At 47.8% G+C, this 19,179-nt stretch carries 13 protein-coding genes and 1 tRNA gene; 2 read left to right on the forward strand and 12 right to left on the reverse strand.

Annotated elements, in window-relative coordinates; all coding sequences use genetic code 11:
* Positions 1 to 6: 6 nt before the first annotated feature.
* From DN748_RS05640 to DN748_RS05650, 3 genes are all read right to left on the reverse strand, one after another.
* Complete coding sequence (locus tag DN748_RS05640; protein WP_112370785.1) at positions 7 to 1,818, reverse strand: RagB/SusD family nutrient uptake outer membrane protein; 1,812 nt, start codon at positions 1,816 to 1,818, stop codon at positions 7 to 9.
* A gap of 12 nt (positions 1,819 to 1,830) precedes the next feature.
* The gene (locus DN748_RS05645) at positions 1,831 to 4,968 is read right to left on the reverse strand and encodes a SusC/RagA family TonB-linked outer membrane protein (RefSeq protein ID WP_161554481.1); all 3,138 of its coding nucleotides are present in this window, start codon (positions 4,966 to 4,968) and stop codon (positions 1,831 to 1,833) included.
* A gap of 703 nt (positions 4,969 to 5,671) precedes the next feature.
* Positions 5,672 to 6,595: an AraC family transcriptional regulator gene (locus DN748_RS05650; RefSeq protein WP_112370787.1), complete on the reverse strand. Its 924-nt coding sequence runs from the start codon at positions 6,593 to 6,595 to the stop codon at positions 5,672 to 5,674.
* Between the two features lie 219 nt (positions 6,596 to 6,814).
* On the opposite strand from DN748_RS05650, the gene DN748_RS05655 reads away from it, so the two are divergent.
* Together DN748_RS05655 and DN748_RS05660 are read left to right on the forward strand one after the other, a co-directional pair.
* On the forward strand, positions 6,815 to 8,314 hold the full coding sequence (locus tag DN748_RS05655; protein WP_112370788.1) for an aldehyde dehydrogenase family protein: 1,500 nt from the start codon (positions 6,815 to 6,817) through the stop codon (positions 8,312 to 8,314).
* Between the two features lie 62 nt (positions 8,315 to 8,376).
* Positions 8,377 to 8,730 carry a DUF779 domain-containing protein gene (locus tag DN748_RS05660; RefSeq protein ID WP_112370789.1) on the forward strand — a complete coding sequence of 118 codons (354 nt, stop codon included), beginning with the start codon at positions 8,377 to 8,379 and terminating at the stop codon, positions 8,728 to 8,730.
* 68 nt (positions 8,731 to 8,798) lie between these two features.
* Here the strand turns inward: DN748_RS05660 and DN748_RS05665 are convergent, their stop codons facing one another.
* The 9 genes from DN748_RS05665 to DN748_RS05705 all read right to left on the reverse strand — a co-directional run bounded on the left by DN748_RS05665 (position 8,799) and on the right by DN748_RS05705 (position 18,860).
* Positions 8,799 to 10,619 (reverse strand): GNAT family N-acyltransferase, encoded by a 1,821-nt coding sequence (locus tag DN748_RS05665; RefSeq protein ID WP_112370790.1) that lies wholly within the window; start codon positions 10,617 to 10,619, stop codon positions 8,799 to 8,801.
* Positions 10,620 to 10,776: 157 nt separating this feature from the next.
* Positions 10,777 to 10,852 (reverse strand) — tRNA-His (locus DN748_RS05670).
* Between the two features lie 60 nt (positions 10,853 to 10,912).
* On the reverse strand, positions 10,913 to 11,614 hold the full coding sequence (bshB1, locus tag DN748_RS05675; protein ID WP_112370791.1) for a bacillithiol biosynthesis deacetylase BshB1: 702 nt from the start codon (positions 11,612 to 11,614) through the stop codon (positions 10,913 to 10,915).
* 83 nt (positions 11,615 to 11,697) lie between these two features.
* On the reverse strand, positions 11,698 to 12,864 hold the full coding sequence (locus tag DN748_RS05680) for a trans-sulfuration enzyme family protein (RefSeq protein ID WP_112370792.1): 1,167 nt from the start codon (positions 12,862 to 12,864) through the stop codon (positions 11,698 to 11,700).
* A gap of 40 nt (positions 12,865 to 12,904) precedes the next feature.
* The gene (locus DN748_RS05685) at positions 12,905 to 13,465 is read right to left on the reverse strand and encodes a glutathione peroxidase (RefSeq protein WP_112370793.1); all 561 of its coding nucleotides are present in this window, start codon (positions 13,463 to 13,465) and stop codon (positions 12,905 to 12,907) included.
* A 251-nt stretch (positions 13,466 to 13,716) separates the two neighbouring features.
* Complete coding sequence (locus DN748_RS05690) at positions 13,717 to 14,325, reverse strand: 3-keto-disaccharide hydrolase (RefSeq protein WP_112370794.1); 609 nt, start codon at positions 14,323 to 14,325, stop codon at positions 13,717 to 13,719.
* Positions 14,322 to 15,089, reverse strand: a complete 768-nt coding sequence (locus tag DN748_RS05695; protein ID WP_112370795.1) for a DUF1080 domain-containing protein — start codon at positions 15,087 to 15,089, stop codon at positions 14,322 to 14,324. Before DN748_RS05695 ends, DN748_RS05690 begins: the two co-directional genes overlap by 4 nt.
* Before the next feature lie 135 nt (positions 15,090 to 15,224).
* The gene (locus DN748_RS05700; RefSeq protein ID WP_112370796.1) at positions 15,225 to 16,580 is read right to left on the reverse strand and encodes a Gfo/Idh/MocA family protein; all 1,356 of its coding nucleotides are present in this window, start codon (positions 16,578 to 16,580) and stop codon (positions 15,225 to 15,227) included.
* A 105-nt stretch (positions 16,581 to 16,685) separates the two neighbouring features.
* Entirely contained in the window at positions 16,686 to 18,860 is a 2,175-nt protein-coding gene (locus DN748_RS05705; protein WP_161554482.1) for a LamG-like jellyroll fold domain-containing protein, read from the reverse strand.
* Positions 18,861 to 19,179: the final 319 nt, after the last annotated feature.

Below are 19,179 nucleotides of genomic sequence, written 5' to 3' on the forward strand. Positions count from 1 at the left end.
GATTAATTACCATCCTGGATTCTGCTGAAAATTATACAGGTTATCCACATCGTCATTTGCCACGGGATACCAGTAATGCTTGCGTTCGAATACCCTTTGCTCAGTGGTCAGGGGTATTACCTCATACCGAAAATCCACTTTGGGCTGTCCGGAATTTTCAGGATAGGCACGCACGCCCCTCAGAGGCCGGCTGAAAATATCTTCGGCGATCATCCACCGCCTTATATCATTCCACCGGTGCGGGTGTTCGAACATAAGTTCTACAGCGCGCTCATTGCGTATCCGCTCCCGGAACGCTTCTTTTGTCCCTGTAAATTCGGCATGCACCTCCGGCATATTCACACGGTTCCTGATCACATTGATCGCATCTACGGCAGTCATTCCGTACCCTTCAGGGTCGCTATCGGGCCCGTAAGCCTCGTTCATGGCTTCTGCATAATCCAGGTAAAGTTGTGATACCCTGATGTATACCATGTTATAATTGTACTTGTTATAATCCTGGGTATACCCGTTGGCTTCGGGCCAGTTAAACTTCTTGTTGGCATAGCCCGTGATCATCCGGGTAGAGGTCAGGTTGACATTTAAAGCTTGTGTATAATCTCTTCCGCCTACGTAGGTTTCCAGGTATAACGGCTTATTCCCCGCATTCACGCCCCATTGTTCGCCGGGCACAAAAATGTCGTTGCCGAACCTGGGGTCCCTATTTTCGTAGGGGTGCTGCGGGTCATACATGGAATTGGGATGTGTGATGGGATATCCGTCGGTAGTTTCGAACCTGTCGACAATATCCTGGGTAGGATTGGAAAAATTCATGGCGGAAGCCCCCTGCCCCCCGTCGTTATTGATCCGCCGCGGAATATATAACGACCTTTTGTCCCTGGCATCTCTCCTTCCCACATTGGCATTAAACCAGAGGGCCTCGTCACAGCCAAAAGCATCGTAATAGAAAATAAACTCGTATTCATCACCTCCCATCAGGCGATAGTGATGCCCTCCCGTACCGTTCTGCACATAGCTTATGGCCTCGTGGGCATAGGCCGCGGCGCGTTCGCTCCATTCGGTATCATATCCCGTATTCTCGATGGAGTTCAGGTCGTTTTTCATCAGGGGGCTGGAGGCATACAGGGCTACCATCGACTTTAACCCGAGGGCAGATCCTTTCGTAGCCCTGCCGTATTCCACATCATCCCAGGTATCGGGAAGCAATGCTATGGCCTTGTCCAGGTCGCTGATCAGCCATTCCGAAGATTCCCGGTAGGTCAGCCTGGAAAAATCAAGGTCTTCAGAGGGGGTATAGACCCTGTCAAAAACGGGCATGCCTCCCCATCGCTGTATGATCTGGAAATACCACCATCCCCTGAGAAAGTATGCCTGCCCCAATAGACCGTCAAGGTCCTCCTGGCTGACATCGGGGATACTTTCGGCACTGGCAATAATCCTGTTTACGATCCGCAGTCCTGCAAAGGCCCTTCCGAGAATGGGCGCCCTGATCCCGCAACATCCGTCCCACCCTATTTCCCCTTTTCCGGCAAAACCGAACCATTGTCCGTCTCCAAAAGATAAAATGGGCTGTTCATCAATAATCATGGCGGTTTCATCAGAAAGCGAAGTCCAGTTCATGTTGAGCACCCCCTGGGAATCCCAGTCGTGGAAATCTTCAAGCATGTTGTAATTCTGGTCCAGAAACCCCCGGGCCGATTCAAACTTGGCAAAGACATCATCCTCGGTAAGCCCGAGATCGGGCGATTTATCCAGGTATTTTTCGCAACCTGCCAGCCCGGTCAATACTATAGCAACGATGAGTAATTTATAATTCATATCGTTATATTTTTAGAATGAAAGACGTAAACCTATATTATACCTCTTGACTACGGGATAAGTACTTCCGCCAAAAGCTTCGGGATCTGTCCGGATATCATTTTTCACCCAGGTCCACAGGTTATTGCCGTTGGCATACAACTGCAGCTTATCGATATTAAAACTTTTGACCGCCGCCTTTATGGTATATGACAATTCCAGGTTTTTCAGCCTCAGGTAGTCACCGTCTACGTACTGATAGGTGCTGGCTGTCGCATTATGCCCTACATTGTCTCCAATATGCAGGGAAGGCTTTCCCGCGGTGTCTGCGGTTTCCGGTGTCCATCTCGAAGCTACATCGGGATGTGCCAGCAGGTCGCCCCGCTGGTAATCCCATAAAAAGGCATGGCCAATGGTCCGTCCGATATCCGAAACGCCATAAAAAAGGGCATTCAGGCTCAGGTTTTTATATTGTACCCCGAAATTAAACCCGTAGGTCATCTTGGGATAAAGCTGATTTTCCATGGCTACATTGTCCTGGTTGTCCACAATCCCGTCCGCATTATAATCCACATACATCAGGTCTCCCGGAACAAGCTGTCCGCGCGAAGCCCCTACACTGGGTGCCGCATAATTGTAAATATCGTCTAATGAACCGTAATACCCGGAATTGATAAGCCGGGGGGCCTGGCGGTCCCAGCGTATGGGTTTACCGGCATCTTTCAGGTAATCATCCCTCAGGCGCGGGTCGTCGTAAAAAACGATCCGGGTATCCAGCTGGGTAATATTGCCCCCTATCCTATAGCTGAAATCCTCACCTATATTATCCCGCCAGTTCAGGGCAAATTCATAGCCCTGGTTTTTTGCTTCTCCCAGGTTACTGCTGGGCACCGAGTTTCCGAACCATACGGGGATGGTCCTTCGGCGCATCAATATTCCCGTACGCTCTTCATTATAGAAGTCCAGCGTGGCAGAAAGCCTCTTGTCCAGTACCTCGAGCTCTATCCCCAGGTTGCGTTTAAGGCTGGTTTCCCAGGTAGCATTGGGGTCTGCCGCATCACCCTCCTGGTATAAGGGCCCGTAATTCGTTCTCGAATCATACCCGAGGGGTATATTTCCCCCGCTGGTATACAACTGCGTATAACCGAACCTGACCGCATCGCGGTCGCTCCCCTGCTCTCCCTGTGAATAACGCACCTTCAACAGATCGAAGACATCGCCGGTAAGCTTTTTAAAGAAAGATTCTTTTGACAGGACCCAGCCCACGGCAAACGAAGGAAAAAAGCCATACCGCTTACCGGGGGCAAATTTTTCAGATCCGGAATAGGCGCCGTTGACCTCCATCAGGTATTTATTGGCATACGAATAGGTAAACCTCCCTACCCAGTCTTCCCTGTAACTGGGAAAATCGAACTGAACGGAAGCCCCGGTGTTCACCGAAGTCTGCCGGTTCATCAAAGCCAGGGCAGTAATGGCATGCTTCCCGAACTTGCGCTGGTAATTTGCAGAAAACTGATAGAAAAGCTGTCGCCTGTACCTCCTGAACTCGTCATAACTGGATTGTATGGGTTTCCCGCCCTGGTAATCCGCATTGGGCCACCGGATCTCGGAAAGCAGCGGATATTCTATACTGCCATCTGCGTTTACGATGGGATTGGTGATGTCGTAATCCCTGTAGTAACGGACTTCAGACCCGAGGCTGGCATTGGGATTATCGGAACGATCCCTCCTTTTTTCAGAATAATATCCGGACAATGACGTCAGGGATATTTTTCCCTCAACCGATAGTCCTTCGGTAATAAAGTCCAGTTTCTGGTGGATACGGGCATCGTAAAAACCTTCGTAATCCTTGTGTATTTCCTGCCCTCCTTCATTGAGGATCACGACATAATTCTGCCCTCCCGAAGGCGAATCCCCCCATTCCCCGTCCGGATACCGCAACGGAAAAGTATTGGTCGGGAGCGTGCGCATCCTGCTGAATATGGACCCGTCATCAGGCCCGAAGACCGGCTGAAACCTCTTTCTGAAGTTTCCGGCAAAATTTACGGAGAACAGGGTGGTTCTGGTAATATCGAAGTCCAGGTTAAAGCGCCAGTTGTAGCGTTTGAAACCGAAGTCGGGTTCAAAATCGGAATTTTTGCCAAAATCGGTATTGAATATATCCCCGTCACTTACATACCCCAGGGAACCGAAATATCTCATACTCTCTGTTCCGCCACTGACATTGAGGTTGTACTGCTGCTGGAAACCGTGATCTTTCAGGATCACATCCCACCAGTCTATCTGGGGGAAATAAGGATTGTACGGGCCGGCCTGCCCCATGTTTTCCTCCCATGCCCTGATCTCCGATTCCGGGATCAGGTTATCCCAAAGCCTGTCGTTTGCAGCCGCTTCATTATACAGCCGCATGGTCGTAATAAAATCGGCATTCTGCTGCACCTTGGTAGGCTTCTTAAATCCAAAATTCGATGAGAAATTGAATTTCGGATCTCCTGTCCTCCCTCTTTTTGTGGTAATCATAATCACTCCGTTGGCACCACGTACGCCGTATACCGCAGTGGCCGAGGCATCTTTTAAAACGGAAATGGTCTCGATCTCACTGGGGTCTATCATATTAAAATCCCTTTCGATCCCGTCTACAATAACCAGGGGGTAGGTATAACCGGAAGTGGTTCCCACTCCCCTGATCATGATATCGTGTGCCCCCTTACCCGGAAGCCCGTCACTGTTGATTACCGTTAAGCCCGGCATCAGCCCCTGAAGGGCTTCGGAAACATTGGTGGTAGCTCCTGTCTTTAAGACCTCCTCCCCGTCTATCTGGGAAATCGCCGCAACTACACTTTCTTTCTTTTGTTTCCCGTATCCTACAACGACGACCTCATCGAGGTTGGATACATCCAGTTCCATGGAGATCTCCAGAAATCCGGATTCCGCAGACAGGTTTTCCACAGTCTGGCCCCTGTACCCCATAAAGCTGATCAATAAGGCTGCCCCGTCATTTACAGAGATGGAAAATTTCCCGTCAAAATCAGTGAAGACACCATTAGTAGTCCCTTCTTCCACTATGGTAACCCCGATCATGGGAACGCCCATTTCGTCTTTAACAATACCGTTCACGGTTACCTTCTCCTGCGGAAACATTTTAAGACTGCCCGCATATCCGTTTATCATAAAAACATTATACAGGAGTAAAACGGAAAATATTGCCTGTCTGGATAAAAAATGCCGCCCCAGGCCGGACGGTAAAATACACTCCGGTATTTTTAAATAAGTAAAGTTTTTATTCATAATTAAAAAGCTGTGGTTTCTGGTTTATTTCCCGGTGGTTAATCAGTACTATCAATAAGGTTTTTCATTAAGCTCATGTTTTATAAAGTGGAACAACGAAACAAACTTATCAACGAAAGGAGTGTTTTATTGTAAAAAATGTATTTTATGCTGTAAAAAATGTAAATACCATTAAAGAAATCATTGTTGATAAGTTTATTAGAATACAGGTACTCAGGTCAGGAAGCATACAGGGCCGGGGGGCGTTCTCTGGTTGCAAGTTGCAGTTTCCAGGTTGGAGCGGGCCGGGACTTCGATACACTCCCGACAAGTCGGGAGCACTCAGCCACCTCAGGGGCGTCAAATTCGAACTTCCAACTCCATACCTGCCGGCATGGAAGTTTGATCGCTGTATTCTTTAATGATTCCACGGGACAAACTTAGGAGATTCTTTTATAACCATATAATTCCTATAGAATAAATATGATAGTATATTACAGAAAAATTGTTTGAAATAAAACACTTCTACGGGGCTACGGCTTTACGTAGAGCCCCATGACTTCACTGTTCATTGTAATGGCTCATTATTGGCGAAGGTTCCGGGCAATCATCCCGAACTCACTGAGGCCCGGAACTGTTGCGGGGTCATCAGCTCCAGCTTTTTGAACTGCCGGTTGAAGTAGCTCGTATTGTTGAAACCCGATTTAAAGGCGATCTCCGACATGCGGAGTTCCCGGGATTCCCTGATCAGTTTTTTGGAGAACCTGATCTTTTGGGCATTGATATAATCTATGGGAGAAACTCCCAGGGTATTCTTAAACTTCTTGTGAAAATGCGATACGCTCATACACGCTTTCCCTGCGAGCAAGTCTACGGTAATATCCTTGTCCGTAAGGTGTTTCCTGATATACCTGATCACCATCCCGATACGGGTATCACTGAACACTTCCTGCGTATCGTTCAGCAGCAGGGTTTTGGCACGTGTCTGTAACAGCCTCACGATCAATTCCTGTATCATCAGGTCGAGCAGCAGGTCTCCCGAATGACGGGTATGGGTAAAGGTATAGACCAGGCGTTTGACCAGGTGGTTCACATCGGCATTGTGGATCAGGTGAGAGGCAGACCCGTCTTCCAGCCTCCAGTTACTGTTCTCGTTTTCTATGGCCACCTTGCGGTTGAACTTATCGGCCACCTCCTCTATTTTTTCCGGGGCTATTCCCAGTGTAAGGCATTGCGTAGGGGCATTCCTCCGGGCCAGGGGAAAATCGATCACCATTTCCTTACCGGCCGGCATCACTACCGATTCCCCTGGAAAGAACTCAAACGAAGGAATATCTTCTATATGCATTACTTTCTTTCCCGACAGCATACTGGCAATAACAGGAAAATCGAACTTCAGCGATACACTCTCCGCATACTCATGGGTTTCGTAAATGCTGAGTTCGGCATGATCGGCATTATAGGTCGTCTTATTCTCTACCAGCGTAGTTAGTTTACGATTCCTTCTGTGGTGTTCCAATAGCTCTTCCATGATCGATAATTAAAAAATCCTGCTTTTCACCTGCGAATAATAGAAATGTGCAATAAATTGATAAATATGTACTAAACCATTTCAATATCGTAAAATAACTTTATAGAAAGTAAAACTATAACATTTTTAACATCCCTGTTCCCCTGATACGGTTCGAAGATCACCGGGATAAACAGGGATGAATCATTGATCGTAAACCTGATAAATTAATTTTAAATCATGAGTTATTCCAAACCACAGTTCAAGGAAAAATACGGGAATTTTATAAACGGAAAATTTGTAGATCCCGTAGGGGGAGCGTATTTTGAAAACCGTTCTCCGGTAGACAACAGTCTCATTGCAAAATATCCCAGGTCGCAGAAGGAAGATGTTGAGGCCGCCCTCGATGCTGCCAATGCCGCCAAGGACAGCTGGGGCAATACCTCCGCGGCAGAGCGCTCCACCCTGCTGAACAAGGTCGCCGATATTATCGAGGCAAACCTGGAAGAATTCGCCCTCGTGGAAACCTGCGACAACGGGAAACCCATCCGGGAAACCCTGAATGCAGACATTCCCCTTTCGGTAGATCACTGGCATTATTTTGCAGCCTGTATCCGCGCTGAAGAAGGATCTGCCACCGAACTGGACGCCAATACCCTCTCCATGAACATTCGTGAACCCCTGGGAGTTGTAGCACAGATCATTCCGTGGAATTTCCCGCTGCTTATGCTGTCTTGGAAACTTCCCCCTGCATTGGCTGCCGGGAATTGTGTCGTTCTTAAACCCGCCGAGCAAACTCCTGCATCTGCGACCTTGCTCATGGAAAAAATAGCCGATGTGTTTCCTCCGGGAGTGGTTAATATAATTCATGGTTTTGGTCCGGAAGCCGGAAAACCACTGGCTTCCAGTGCAAAAGTAAACAAGGTAGCCTTTACCGGTGAAACCACTACAGGACAGCTTATTATGCAATATGCTTCCAAGAACCTGAACCCTGTAACCATGGAGCTCGGGGGTAAATCTCCCAATATTTTCTTCAACAGTGTCATGGATGCCGATGATGATTACCTGGACAAGGCCATTGAAGGGGCAGTACTCTTTGCTTTTAACCAGGGAGAGGTATGTACCTGCCCGTCGCGAATACTGGTACAGGATGGCATATATGATAAATTCATGGAACGGGTGGTTGCCAGGACCAATGCCATCGTACAGGCAAACCCCTACGATACCACTACTATGGTAGGTGCACAGGCTTCCAACGACCAGTTTGAAAAGATCAAATCATACCTGAACATAGGAAAGGAAGAAGGGGCTAAAGTATTATGCGGTGGTGAGGCCAACAAACTGGACGGAGACCTGGCCAACGGCTTTTATATAAAACCCACCATTCTGGAAGGCCATAACAAGATGCGCGTGTTCCAGGAAGAAATCTTCGGCCCGGTAGTCTGCGTCACCAGGTTCAGCGATGAGGCAGAGGCCGTTGAGATAGCCAACGATACGCTGTATGGCCTGGGTGCAGGTGTGTGGACCAGGGATGCCCACCAGTTATACCAGATCCCGAGAGCCATCAAGGCAGGTCGCGTATGGGTCAATTGCTATCATGCCTATCCGGCACACGCCCCTTTCGGAGGCTATAAAAAATCCGGATTCGGAAGAGAGAACCACCAGATGATGCTCAATTATTACCGCCAGACCAAAAACATGCTGATCTCTTACGATAAGAACAAACTGGGATTTTTTTAGAAGAAAGTATTGTATAACCAGAGGCTGAACCGTCGTGTTCAGCCTTTTTACAGTATGATGTCATGCAACGTATAGCCATAACAGAAAATGCCGGCAAAATTGTACGGCAACTAAAGGAAAAATACGGTGAACTGATCTTTCATCAGAGCGGCGGATGTTGTGACGGTTCTTCCCCCATGCTCCTGGAAAAGGAAGATATGTACCTCGATGAGAGCGATGTATTGCTGGGCCAACTGGAAGGTATTGATTTTTATATGAACAAGGACCAGTACGAATACTGGAAACACACCCACCTGACCATAGACGTCACCGAAGGACGGGGGGCGAGTTTTTCCCTGGAAATTCCCCTCGGGAAAAGATTTATCGTTCATTCCCGTCTGCTCAATGAAGAAGAAAGAGCTTTTTTTAAACTGTAATGAGGAATGGCAGATATACTCCGAAGCTGTTCTAAAACGAACCGTTCCCGTTTACAGCATACCACCTGCTATTTGTCATTTTTATCGTGTTCATTCTGCATAAACTTTTGCTCGAGTTCCTGCTGAAATTCTTCCATCACCGGTTTTACCGTACTTTCGGGCAGGTCTGCGATACGGATATACATCAGTCCGTCTACGGAATTGTTGAACAGGGGGTCTACATTAAAGGCCACCACCTTTGCATTCTGTTTTATATATTTCTTGATGAGCACGGGAAGCCTGAGGTTTCCGGGTTCCACCTCGTCTATAATCCGGTCGAACTTGTTCAGGTCTGCCTCCGTTTCATCAAACACGAAATCCTTGTCGGCATCTTTCAGTTTTACCTTGAACTCCTTCTTGGGTTTTATATACTGGGCCACATACGGATCGTAGTAGTTGGATTTCATGAATTCGATCATCAGCGACTTCGAGAAATTGGAAAACTGGTTGCTGATACTCACCCCTCCTATCAGGTACTTGTGCTGCGGGTACCTCAATGTGGTGTGTACAATTCCCTTCCACAACAAAAAGAGGGGCATGGGCTTCTGCTGGTATTCCCTTATGATGAAAGCCCTTCCCATCTCTATCGACTCACTCATCATTTTATACAGCTCGGGCTCGAAGCGGAACAGGTCCTGCAGGTAAAATCCGTCGATGCCGTACTTTGCAAAAATTTCAGACCCCATCCCCATTCTGTAGGCCCCCACTATATTTTTCGCCGTGTTGTCCCACAGGAACATATGATGGTAATAGGTGTCGAAATGGTCCAGGTCTACAGCCTGGTTCGTACCTTCCCCGACTTCGCGAAATGTCATCTCTCTCAGACGTCCGATCTCCTGTAGCACATGTGGGATTTTTTCGGAAGGAGCGAGAAACACTTCGTAGTTTTTACTCACCAGCAGCCTGCAATCGTCATTTCTCAGTTCTTCCACCTCCTTATCCATAAGCCCGGAACACACGGGAGTAATGATCTTTTTGGGAGCCTTGGGGAGTTTCAACGACCCCGGCACCTTGGTGAGCAGGCTTTCCTTGGCATAAGGGTTGGCCAGCATATAGGTCTTCTTCCGGAGAAATTCGGTAAACTCATCCAGCTGCCCGAACTCACGCTGCGTATCCACGGAGATGGGCCGCCCGATACGCACCCTGATCACCCTTTTTTTCTGTGTCAGTAACTCCGAAGGTAACTTGGCCGTACGCAGCGTATCGCTTATTTTCGCCATCCTGTAAAAAAGACGGCTGTTCTTGGCGTGAAAATACACGGGAATAACGGGTACTTCGGCTTTTTTGACCAGTTTCATGGCTGCCTCTTCCCACGGCCTGTCCACGATCAGCTTGCCGTCCCTGTAGGTAGAGACCTCCCCCGCAGGGAATACCCCTAGCGGATGGCCTTCCCTGAGATGACGGATGGCCTGTTTGAACCCCGTTATGCTCGATTTGGCGTCCCTGTGATCTTCAAAAGGATTGACCGGCATGATATAAGGTTTCATCGGTTCGATCCGGTGCAGCAGGAAATTGGCTATGATCTTGTAATCCGGGCGTTCTTCCAGTAACAACCTGAGCAACAGTATCCCGTCGATACCGCCCAGGGGGTGGTTGGATATGGTGATATAACTCCCATCCTTCGGAAGTCGCTTCATGTCTTCTTCGGGAATTTCGAAACGGATCTGAAATTCATTGAGAATGGCATCGAGAAATTCTATATCACTGAGGTGCTTGTTCCTGTCGTATATGCGGTTCAGTGTGGATATCCTGAGCAATTTCATCAAAAACCAACCTATTAAAGTGCCGAATATCCCGTATTTATCTACATGAATAGCCCTGGCAACTTCTCTTGCGGTTACTAATCCCATGCGTTAATAGTTAAGCTGATGCAAATGTAACTAAATAGTTTGATAGTTGTCTTTGGTGAAAACCAGGATACCGTTACATTGCCCTGCTCCAACGATAAATAGTATCCGGACAACATACGGCAAAAAAAAGAGCACCTATTCCGGGTGCTCTTCTGAGGGGTGGAAGACCGGTCTCGAACCGGCGACCTTCGGAACCACAATCCGACGCTCTAACCAACTGAGCTACAACCACCATTTATTTGCGGATGCAAAGGTAAACTATTCTCTCCTATTTGCAAATAAAAACACAAAAATTATATCAGGTCATCAAGCGATTTTACAGCAATAGTGCGTTCTGCGGTAAACCCTTCGGCATACTCTACTCCTGTGATCCTGCCTAAATCCCTGGCCCTGTATACAATACTGTCCAGGAAATTCTGACTGGTAATGGGGGTCTCCGGTTCTTCACTCTCCGGGTCAAAAAACTGTGAACCGTACGCCATCACGGCGGCTTTCTTTACCCGGATAAAATCGCCTACATCCACCGCTACATCCGGGGTGATATTCTTCCACTGAATATAGTGATATACAAAACGCGGCCTCCACGCTTCCTGCCCGGTATCTATTTTTACAAGTCCGCTCAAAAAACAGGCATCACTGGCCAGCCGGCTTCCTTTTCCGTGATCGATATGCCTGTCTTCTACCGCATTGCACAGTACCATATCAGGGCGGTATTTACGCAGTATTTTTACAATCCCGAGCTGGTGCTCCCTGTCGTTGGTAAAAAAGCCGTCGGCATAACCGAGATTTTCCCGTACCGCAACTCCCAGTATTTCTGCTGCCCTGGCAGCCTCCTTTGTCCTGAGTTCCGCCGATCCGCGGGTCCCAAGCTCTCCCCTGGTAAGGTCCAGTATTCCTGCTTTTTTTCCTGCTGCCACTGCTTTGGCAATAGTTGCCCCGCAACCGAGTTCCACATCATCGGGATGTGCCCCGATGGCCAGTATATCCAGTTTCACCGTTATATTCCTTTGGTTAAATTAATACGAAAGGGCAAAGGTAACCGTTACGGGCAAAAAAACCTCACCATATCCGGCTTAACTTATTTATCCTGTAGCGCTGCTGTTTTCTGAAGGGCTCTTTCCAGGTCTTCCACAAGGTCTTTCCTGTCCTCGATCCCTACCGAAAACCGCAACAGTCCGTCTGATATGCCCTGTGCCTTTCTCTCTTCGGCAGTCAGCAGGGAATGGGAAGTGAGCGCAGGTGAAGTTATGGTACTTTCCACACCTGCCAGGCTCATGGCAGGCTTAACCAGCCGGAGTTCCTTCATGAATGCCCCGGCATCCAGTCCGTCACTGAGCTCAAAAGAGAGCATTCCGCCAAAGCCCTTCATCTGTTTTTTGGCCAGTTCATGGTCGGGGTGGCTTTTAAGCCCGGGATAGTATACCCTGGCCACATCGGGATGTTTCTGCAGGAATTTGGCCAGTTTCCGGGCATTTCTGTTCTGTGCCTTCACCCGGAGCCCAAGGGTTTTTATACTTCGTTCCAAAAGCCATACGGTATAATCGCTCAGTGTTCCGCCGAGATTTATTCCCAGCTTCAGGATACGGTCTATATATACCTGCTTCCCCGCCACAGCCCCTGCAAGAATATCGCTGTGCCCGCCGAGATATTTGGTGGCACTGTGGATTACGACATCTACTCCCAGGTCAATCGGGTTCTGGTTTACCGGGCTTGCAAAGGTATTGTCGATCATCGTGATGAGCCCTCTTTCCGCCGCAAGTGCGGAAACAGCCTCTATATCCGTTATGGTGAGCAGCGGGTTGGAGGGGGTTTCCAGGTATACGACCCTGGTATTGTCGCGGATACACCCTTCAAAATCAGAAGGTTTCCATCCTTCGGTAAAGGAATATGCTATGCCGAACCTGTCGAATTCTTCCGTGATCAGGTTAAATGTCCCTCCGTAAAGTGTCTGTTGCAGTACAACATGGTCCCCTTTTTTAAGAAATGCCAGTAATGCCGTGCTGATAGCGGCCATTCCGCTGCCAAAAACAAGCGCTGCCTCTGCGTGCTCCAATGCGGCAATTTTCCTGGCGAGTGCCAGCTGGTTGGGCGTATTGAAATACCGCGGATAGCGTTTGGCCTCTACATCTTCAAAGGCATAGGCCGTAGCCATATACAAAGGAGATACAACTCCCTGGTATGTGGTATCCTTAATTTCTCCTTCATGGGTGCATATGGTGTTGACCCCCGGATTCTTATTGCTCATAATTTCAAGTCTTGGAAAATGATATTGTGATATTTTGCCGTTATGGCCTTTCTTCTATCCAGTCTGTCACACTCTTATCGTCGGGCAGTGTTTTCGGAGGTATTACCCTGGCCAGGTGGCCTTCGGTATCGATCAGGTACTTTTGGAAGTTCCATTCTACCTCAGAATCTTCCAGACCGTTTTTCGCCTTTTCCGTAAGGAACTGATAAACGGGATGCATATCGTCTCCTTTTACCGATATCTTGGCCATCATGGGAAATGTAACCCCGTAGTTCTGTTCGCAGAACTCGGCGATCTGCTCATTACTTCCGGGTTCCTGCCCTCCGAAGTTATTGGCCGGAAAACCGACGATAACAAAATTGCTGTTCCCGTACTTATCATATAATTCCTGAAGTACTTCGTACTGGGGGGTGAGCCCACACTCACTGGCCGTATTGACGATCATGATCTTTTTCCCTTTCAGGTCGGAAAAATCAAAGGTTTTTCCATAAAGATCTTCCACTTTGAACTGATAGATATTTTCTTTTTCCATAACATTGGTGTTTTGTGCGAAACTGGTACCACAACACAATAAAAGGGTCAGGATTAACAGGTTTTTCATCTATACGAAAATTTGCAAGCCATCGGTTTGGCTTTATTTATATCGGCCGGTATTGACCATTTTTATCAAATGCCCAACTTGTCCCGAACTTGTTTCGGGGTTATGGGCTTTCATAAGTCCTAAATTTACATCTAAGATACTACATAAAATAAAAACTCCCGGGTATTCTGCACAAATTCCGGTATACAAAACCCTGAATTAATACAATAATAACACCCGGGAGCCCTTTTATAACGCAAAGATTTTACCCTTTATTCGGTAATCTCCTTTACAACGATGTTTTTCCACAGTACTTTTATACCTCCGCCATCGTGGATCTGCAGGGCTATTTTACCCTGTCCTTCTCCTATCTGCTCATCGGTAAGGTCTATCATCTGCTCTCCGTTAAGCCAGGTCGTCACCCTGTTCCCCTGTACCCTGATCTTCATATGGTTCCATTCTCCGTACCGGAGTGCTTCTTCTTTTTCAGCCTCAGGTTTTATGAGCCATCCCCTTCCGTAAGACTCGTAAACTCCCCCGGAATGCAATCCGGGAGGTGCTACTTCCACCTGCCAGCCGGATATTTTGGTTCCCTCGATATTCGAACGGAAGAAAATACCGCTGTTTCCGTCGGCTTCCTGCATAAAATCGGCTTCCAGCTCAAAATTGTCGTAGTTTTTATCGGTGGCCAGATAGCCATACGCCTTATCCGGGCCGCTTTCGGAGACCAGTAACCCATCTTCCACATACCATTTTTCCGTACCGTATCTGGTCCAGCCGTCCAGGTCTTTCCCGTTAAACAATTTCTCACTACCACTCTTACAGGCTACTCCCAAAACCAGGAGTGCTAAAACCGGTATTACCTTTACTGCTCTATTCATAATTTTCTGATTTTTATATTTTTAAACCATATAAAGCTCCCGTGATCCTGCAACCCTACAAGTCCGGACCTGCTTTTCCCGTAATCGGAATAATCTTTCCATTTTCCCCCGGATTTCCGCTTTTCCCAATCTTCTGACCAAGGTACGAATTCTACGGTTTTCTTTCCGTTGAGCCAATAGGTAACTTTTTCAGGGGTAAATACGATCCGTGTAGAATTCCATTCTCCCGCAGGTTTTACGGCGCCTTCATAATCCGGGGTGTACATCCCGTAATCAGCACCTATCGACTGCCAGTCTTCCAGTTTCTGGGGAAAACCGAGCTGATCGATAACCTGGTATTCCGGAGCGTTAAAATAAGGGGCTTTATACTCCTCCCCTTCAAGGACATGGTAAAAAACACCGCTATTCCCCCCTTCCCCGATTTTCCACTCCAGGGACAATTCGAAATTTTCGAAAGTATCATTGCCATAAACGATATCCCCACCTATATCCCCGCCTTTTCCCAGCGATTTAAGAGTACCGTCTTCTACGACCCATCCCTTGTTCAGGACCGAATCGTTATAAGAGCGCCATCCATCGGTACTTTTACCGTTAAAAAGCAACATCCAGCGCTCCGACTTTTCCTTATCGGTCAGGGTATTATCCCCCGTATTTACCCCGATATCCTGTGCTTCCGCCACTACCTGCTTTTCGCTCTTTTCCTTATTCTTACAGCTTCCGAGTACAAAAGCCGCAACAACCATGATCAACATCGTTTTTTTCATGTGAATAATTTTAAATTAAGCTGTTTGTTTACAATAAGTTATTCCTGTACGGGGTTGCTGGTTACTGCTTGAAAGTTCCCTGTAACCTGCAACTTGTAACTTCCAACCTGCACGCATCCCTGTACATCACTTCCCTTAAACGACCTTCATGTTTACCGGGTCCCATTTAATATATTCATTCCGGGCATAGCTATCGTTACAGAGCAATGCCGGTGCCGCGGCCCTGAAGCCGAATACCGGGTCCTCCACTACTGTTCCTCCCTGCCTTATGGCCCGGAAAAAATTGGCAAAATGATCGTAATGGGCCCCCTTGTATCCTTTCTCCGCCTTATAAACGGTTTCTGTGGGGGGAAGTATCTTTTTTCGTCCGTTATACCCGCCTGCTTCCCTGCTTTTTTCCTTGAGGAAGGGATCATCGTCTACATGGTTATCGCGTTTGAGCACCACATCGTCCCAGGTGATCTCCATGGCTCCTTTATTTCCTACGATTTTCAGATATGTAGAGCCACTGGTACCATCTACAAAATTGCATCGGAGAGAAAGATTAAAAGCCGGGTGCCGTTCTGTTTCCGGATAGTCGAAGATGCCCAGCAGTACATCGGGTACTTCCCGGCCATCTTTCCAGTACCGCAGTCCTCCCGTGGCCGCTATTTTCTCCGGACCATACGAATTCGTCACGAAATGAAGGCTGGAAAAAAGATGAACAAATAAATCTCCCGACATCCCGGTACCGTAGTCCAGATAATTTCTCCACCGGAAAAAGCGTAAGGGGTCGAACGGTCTTTTTGTGGTATTGGACAAATAGCGTTTCCAGTCTACCGTCTTTTCAGAAGCGTCATCCGGTATGGCGTATTGCCAGGCGCCCAGGGGAGAATGCCTTGCCCAGAAACCTTCGGCATAGTTAATATCGCCTATAGCCCCTTCGGCAAGCAACTGCCGGGCTTTCTCATTACCGAGAGAAGACAGCCCCTGGCTGCCCACCATATAGACCAGGCCTGATTTTTTCCAGGTATTGATCAGTTCATGCCCTTCTCCTACAGAATGCACCATGGGCTTTTCGCAATAGGCGTGTTTACCTGCGTTAAGGGCATCAATACTGATCTGTTTATGCCAGTGGTCGGGAGTGCCGATAATAACAGCATCGACATCTCTTCGTTTTAATACCTCCCTGTAATCACGAGTAAGGAAAAGATGGTCTCCCCATCGCTCTCTGGCATCGTCGAGCCTGCCGTCGTAAAGGTCGCATACGGCTACAATTTCTACATTTTCGTGCCGGAGCGCTGTTTTCATATCGGCAACGCCCATCCCCCCGGCTCCGATAAGGGCCAGTTTCAGGGTTTTATCACCAAAGCCGTGTTCCGCTCTGGACAGGTAAGAAACCGTACTGTCTTTTCCGTGATTGTGGTTTCCCGCTAAAACGGAAGGAGTAACAGCAGCAGCAGCTCCCGCTAAACCGAGGTGTTTAAGGAATTTTCTCCTGTGATTTTTCATTGAGGTTGATTTTTAAAATTGAACGGGCTAAACTTACTGTAAAGGGGGATACCAGAAGGGGTAACATTAGGGGTAATAAGAAAACAACTCTGAAAAATCAGGAACCTAAACGGGAAAATCGGCCTCGTAAACCTCCCCGTAAAAGCTCTCATACAGCTTTTTATAATTTTCAACTGCTTTTCTGGCCAAGGTATGCTTGCCAGCCTTCATAAGGATGGAAATTTTCTTCTTTACCGCAGGCTCAAAAAGCGGGTCTATGGTAAGTATGCCGTTTATGACCTCCAGAATTTCGCTGTCGGTGTACTCTTCATCTTCCAATACGGGCACCAGAACATCCAGCACGGCATTGGCATAATCCGCTTTAAACCGGTCTATCCATTCCGACTCGGTCTGCGGCAATAGTCCGCCCCGGCTTATCAATGCCGTCCACTCCAGAAGGGTTTCCCGGGAAGGAAGAGCTTTGCCCCCGCCCGAAAAAACGGGAATTTTTCTTTCTATTTCCCACAGGTCGATATAAACTTCATCTCCCGGCTGCAAATACCAGATCTTATTTTCATGGATCACCCGGATATCCAGGTGGTTTTCAACAGCCTTGCGAATTTCCTTGATATGGGTACTGCGGTTGTTTTTCACACTCTCCGGTGAGAATCCCGGCCAAAGCAGGTTTCCCATTTTCCGGGACGATATCCCTCCCTCCTTTAAGGTATAGAACAGGAGCAGGAGAAAGAGCTCCCTGCGTTTCGGAGAAAACCTGAAAGTAATGTCCTCTCCCGCTTTTCCGGTAATCCTGAATTCATCCAACAGTAATACACTTCCACCACCCGGAGGCAAAGCTACTGCCGGTTCGTCAGCGGTTTTATCAGGCGGAGAAAATTCTGCCACCTTTAAGGCCACTTCCCCTGGCTTCCGCACTTTCCCGCTTCGAACTCTATAGACCACAATAGCAGTAGCCGATAGCAGCAGCAGGATGATCCCTCCCACAATCCAGTATCTGTTCCCCGTATTTCTACCCGACGAGGGAACACCTATAACATATACCCGGCTAACCTCTTCATCACTCAACGCCCGGTTCCACACCGACAACTGGCTCATTTTCCCCTTATAATACTGTCCCCATAAATTGGTTCCGACCAGCAGTGAATGCCGTGTCTGTTCCAGCGCAGACCCTACAGTTTCGTCAACAAGCTTTCCGTTCACATAGAAATAAACCTTCCTGTCTATGGAATACACGTAGGTGAGATGCGTCCATTCCCCTGCACGAACCACAATCTCACCGGTATCATGGTCCTTTAATCCCGGGGTGGTAAACTGCATTTTCCCCTTGTAGATCTTTGCAGAAAATGCCTCTCCCTTACCGATAAGGCTATGGCTTCCCGATATCTCGTCCGGCTTCACCCAGACCGAAACCGTTACTTCGCCAAAATGTACATCATCGGTATTTCTGAAATCTATATAGCTCGTCTTACCGTTAAAGAGGGCTACCCTGCCGCGGGTTTCATCCTCCGCAAAACTCACATCGGTATAAATTCCGTTATCATACGGAAGCACATTATTCGGTTCCTTCGACCGAAGGGGCAGATAATAACGCAAAGCCTCCTTCAGGTCGTACTGGTAGGCTTTAAATATCTTTATTCCCGGAGGACCGGCAGCATCACTGAAAGAAAATATATCAGGAGAGAACCAGAATCCCCGTTTCTTGGGAGATATCTTGACAGCAGTGGTTACAATAGGTCCGTCGGAAATCAGCGATCCCTGCTGACTCCAGCGAACGCCACTCAGGTTTTCTCCCTCAAAAAGTACATTGGCATGATAGAATTTTAACCCGGACAGGCTATCTGCGATCTTATTCCATTCTTCTGCCTGGTCTGTTGTAATAAAATTGGGAAATTTACCTTTCTCATTCAGCATCACATCTACAATATCCTTTGCCCGAATAGCCTTGGCGGCAGTCCTCGCATCAATCCTCGTGAATATCGCTTTATTGTTTTTCTTCCCGGTCTCCACACCATACGGAGTAAAATCTGCGATCCACTTCCCGGTGTTAAAAAGAGCCTCATCTCCATCCCCGAACACGAGGATGCCGTCGTCTTCAGGACCCCTGTCTGTAACAGAAGTATCCCGGACCACGAGAGGCGACAGCACACTGCGATCCAGCTTATCCAGAACATCCTCATAACCCTCTTCTACAAACAGGGCAACGACCTCCGGTTTCTTTTCCGAATTAAAAAGGCGGTGCAATTCGGATATCTTTCCGGCATTAAGTTCTGCTGAAGAAATCACAAAAGCCCGGTATCCTGAGTGCCAGTCCCGGCTGAGATACCGGAGGCTGTTTTTAGTTAGAAAAACACGTTCCTGCATCACCTGTCCGCAAACAGATAAAGGAATAACACAGTGCAATAATGCAAAGAGAAAAAATATTCTTCGGTAAGGCGACATCAATTTAGCACGGTTGGATATTTTCGCCTAAAATAGAAAAAAAACAAGCCTATTCAAAATCACAGGCGTAAGGTTATGCCCCCTGGCATGATGCCATAAAAAAACCCTTCACCGTAATGATGAAGGGTTTAAAGAAGGCGGCGACATACTCTCCCACTAATGC

Source organism: Sinomicrobium soli, assembly GCF_003285545.1.
Lineage (GTDB): Bacteria > Bacteroidota > Bacteroidia > Flavobacteriales > Flavobacteriaceae > Sinomicrobium.

Excerpts from the sequence above, each read along its gene's own strand:
- DN748_RS05640 (WP_112370785.1), bottom strand. The coding sequence starts at position 1,818 with ATGAATTATAAATTACTCATCGTTGCTATAGTATTGACCGGGCTGGCA.
- DN748_RS05645 (WP_161554481.1), bottom strand. The coding sequence starts at position 4,968 with ATGATAAACGGATATGCGGGCAGTCTTAAAATGTTTCCGCAGGAGAAG.
- DN748_RS05650 (WP_112370787.1), bottom strand. The coding sequence starts at position 6,595 with ATGGAAGAGCTATTGGAACACCACAGAAGGAATCGTAAACTAACTACG.
- DN748_RS05655 (WP_112370788.1), top strand. The coding sequence starts at position 6,815 with ATGAGTTATTCCAAACCACAGTTCAAGGAAAAATACGGGAATTTTATA.
- DN748_RS05660 (WP_112370789.1), top strand. The coding sequence starts at position 8,377 with ATGCAACGTATAGCCATAACAGAAAATGCCGGCAAAATTGTACGGCAA.
- DN748_RS05665 (WP_112370790.1), bottom strand. The coding sequence starts at position 10,619 with ATGGGATTAGTAACCGCAAGAGAAGTTGCCAGGGCTATTCATGTAGAT.
- DN748_RS05680 (WP_112370792.1), bottom strand. The coding sequence starts at position 12,864 with ATGAGCAATAAGAATCCGGGGGTCAACACCATATGCACCCATGAAGGA.
- DN748_RS05685 (WP_112370793.1), bottom strand. The coding sequence starts at position 13,465 with ATGAAAAACCTGTTAATCCTGACCCTTTTATTGTGTTGTGGTACCAGT.
- DN748_RS05690 (WP_112370794.1), bottom strand. The coding sequence starts at position 14,325 with ATGAATAGAGCAGTAAAGGTAATACCGGTTTTAGCACTCCTGGTTTTG.
- DN748_RS05695 (WP_112370795.1), bottom strand. The coding sequence starts at position 15,089 with ATGAAAAAAACGATGTTGATCATGGTTGTTGCGGCTTTTGTACTCGGA.
- DN748_RS05700 (WP_112370796.1), bottom strand. The coding sequence starts at position 16,580 with ATGAAAAATCACAGGAGAAAATTCCTTAAACACCTCGGTTTAGCGGGA.